This is a genomic window from Phenylobacterium sp. (genome assembly GCF_025351295.1).
Classification (GTDB): Bacteria; Pseudomonadota; Alphaproteobacteria; order Caulobacterales; family Caulobacteraceae; genus Phenylobacterium.
The window spans coordinates 1-3,278 of sequence record NZ_JANXWD010000073.1 but is presented as its reverse complement, the minus strand read 5'-3'; the positions used below and the strand labels follow the sequence as shown (position 1 = coordinate 3,278).

Here is a 3,278-nt window from a genome sequence, read left to right as displayed (position 1 = left end):
GACGCCGACCAGCGCCGTCGACACGATTGCCTCAGGTGTCTCCTATCGGCCGTTCGGTCCGCTGGAGAGCCTGACCTACGGCAACGGCCTGACCCTCACCCGCACTTTCGACCAGAACTACTGGCTGGGCCGCGTTGAGGTGAAGGCGACGGCCGTGACCCGTCTCGATCTTAGCTTCGCACGTAACGAGAACGGGCAGCTGGCCGGCGTCACCGACAATGCCTCCTCCGGCCGAGGCGCGACCTTCACTTACACGGATGCGGGCAGGCTCGCGTCCGCGCAAGGCGCGTGGGGCGGCGACAGCTATACCTATGACGCCGCCGGCGGCCGGCTGGACAAGGCCCGCCAAATCGGCGCGACCACGACCCATGAGACGGCGGTCGACGCCAGCACCAGCAATCGCGTGGACAGCGTGCAAGACGGGGCGAGCGCAACCTTGCGGACGCTGACCTGGCGCACGGGCGGGGACCTCGCGCAGTCTGTGTATGCCGGCGGGCCGACCTATGACTACCAGTACAACGCCCGGAAGCGCCTGAGCCTGGTCAACCTAAACAGTGTGACCCGCGCCCAGTACGGCTACGACTTCCGGGGGCAGCGGGTGTGGGCGGACGTGTCGGCCTCCATGGCCCACCACTCGCATTTCATCTTCGATTCCAATGGCCATCTGTTGGCGGAACACGATGCGGCGACCGGCAATCCGGTGCGGGAATACCTCTGGGTCGATGACCTGCTGGTGGCGGTGATCGATTCCTCGACCGGAACAGCTTCAACCTACTTCGTTCACCCGGGCCAGCTCGACGAGCCTCTGATAATGACCGACGCTAGCCGGGCGATGGTCTGGAACGCCTATGTGGAGCCCTATGGCCTGGCGACCATGCTCAGCATGCCCAGCGTCGGTCTGCCGCTGCGCCTACCCGGCCAGTGGGAGGAGATTGAGGATGGGGACCTCTCGCAGAACTGGCGTCGAAACTACGACCCGAGCCTGGGCCGCTACATCGAGGCCGATCCGCTAGGAATCGAGGCAGGGCAGAGCGTTTACGCCTATGTCGACGGCGATCCGCTCAATAATAGCGATCCGTGGGGACTCGGGCCGGCAGGCTCTCTGCTCGGGGCAGAGATAGGCGCGTGGACAGCGGGCGTAGTTGGGATTGAGACGGGGCCAGGAGAAGCGGGCGTCATTCCCGCGGGTGCGTTATTAGGCCGATCTATTGGCAATGCACTAGAAGACTCTATCTCGATAGCTGAGAACAACAAGCAGACGAGAAGAAAAATTGCTGGGCTTGAGCGACAAATCGAAGACCACAAGCGAAAGCTACAGAAAGATCCAAACTGCCGTGAGGCTAATCATTGGCGAGGTGAGATAAGAGCCTGGACCATGCGAATAAAACGCCTAAGGGGGCGCTTGCCAAATGGAAAGTAACTATGATAAGCACTCTAAGTTGCTCGCATTGATCGATCAACTCAAGCCTTACGCCCCTGACGCCGACACGCACGCGCGAGTTCGTGTAGATTTCATGGATTTGGCGGATATCTGCCAGTGGTTCTTAGATGAGATTGCTAAACACGCAGGCTCAACGTTGAGCCAGGACCAACTGGAAGAATTCCTAATCGAGATAGACGTGAATTTTATCCAACATATTGAGTTTCACTTGAGATCATTACAAAAAACACTGCCTCGTATACTGGAGAAATTCCCCAATGAGGAGCCACCCTCCGTTGCATTCTAATCCTTCAGGCGCATTTGGGGACGCTCACCAAGGGCTCACCGGAGACCCCGATATGCAGGGTTTTGCTGAGCGGCGAGTTGGGCCGGAGTGAAGTTTCGGCTCGAGTGCAGAACCTCCACAAAGAGTCCAGAGGCTACACATAGCTCCGCCTCGGGAAGTTGAGGAATTCAAACGGAATCCCGACCTGGGAAATGCCGCAACGGATATTGAAATGCCCCGATAGGTATCACCCGCCTTGTCAGCCGCCGAGGTCGCTGAACTCCGACGGCGCGCAGCCCCCGAGCGGAAGTGGGTCGTCGGCGAGCAACGTCGACCGGAGCGGGCGACGACCATCTTGAGAGGACCGCCGACTTGGAGCCCATTGAACCCGACGCGATCAACTGGTTTCGCCGCGCCGCGGAGACGGCAACTGGGGCGAGTTGTGAAGCCGGCAGCCCAGTAGCGGCGAGGGACTACGCGGCCGTTGTCGACAGCTCGATGCCGTGGCGCGCAGCGCGGTCCCGGCGGCGTCGGCGCATGACGGCAGCATCGGTCTCGCTCGGATTCCATCTGCTGTTGGGCCTTGGACTCTTCCTTCAGCATGCCGATGCGCCCTTTGGCGCGGCCGGGCCGGACCTCGGGACGGGCATCCGGGTCTCCCTCGTCTCCGGTTTCGCGGCCGGAGGGCTCCAGGCAGGAAGCCGGAACACGGCGACGCCAGAGGCGACGCGAGAGCGCGATCAGCTGCGGCCGGAGACCGTCAAGGTCCTCAGCGGAGGGGCGCTAAACTCCAATGAGGACCCGTTACCAAGAGACCCGCAGGAGCCGACCCGGCCCCCGAGTGACGCCTCGGTCGCCCAGGGCGAAGCGGGCCAGGCCGCAGGCGTCTTTGAGGGCGATGTCGGTGCGAGCCGATCCCAGGGTGGCAATCCGCTCGCCGTGTCGGACCTCCTGGCGCAGATCGCCCGCTGCCTCAAACCCGATTTCCGGCCCGTGCTAGGGTTTGGCCAACTGACCCTGTCAATCGGCCCCGATGGGCGGTTGCGCGTCCCGCCCGAGGTGACGTCAACGCTGCCCCAGATTAGCCCTTCGGATCGCCTGGCCGCCGATCGGATTGTGCAGGCAGCGCTCCTATGCGGCCCGTACACTCACCCCGACGCGCTGAACCGGGTTATCTCGCTGCCCGCGGACTTCTCCGAACGTCGGTCCGACGCCAGATCGTAGTACACGCCCCGGGAGACCACGGATTGCGACTCCCCGCGCACGTTGCGCCCCCAGGCGATGTGGGCTTGTTGCAGCGTGAGGTGCCTGAGAATTGCTCTTAGGCAGGCCGCATTCACCTGGTCCCGAAAAAGCACGCCCCTCTGTGGGCGCTGAGCGCGGGAATCCGCGGCCGGGATCTGACGTCTGGCATGCGCGATCCGAAGTACTGTAAGCGCCGTCCTGACCCCACCTTCCCCTGAGCGGGGTGGCCGGTGATGGTGACGATCCCCTTGGGCGGATCGTTTCATGTCTGGATTTGACCCTACGCTTGACCCTAAGCCGGTGCAGGTTCGCCGGCTGGAGGTGCTG

General features: G+C 62.8%; 2 protein-coding genes. Both read left to right on the top strand.

Features of this window, described 5'->3' with window-relative positions:
* On the top strand, positions 1-1,420 hold a 1,420-nt coding region (locus Q0R13_RS10830; protein ID WP_293903684.1), incomplete at its 5' end, for an RHS repeat-associated core domain-containing protein.
* 823 nt (positions 1,421-2,243) lie between these two features.
* Positions 2,244-2,930 carry a hypothetical protein gene (locus tag Q0R13_RS10825; protein ID WP_293903682.1) on the top strand — a complete coding sequence of 229 codons (687 nt, stop codon included), beginning with the start codon at positions 2,244-2,246 and terminating at the stop codon, positions 2,928-2,930.
* Positions 2,931-3,278: the final 348 nt, after the last annotated feature.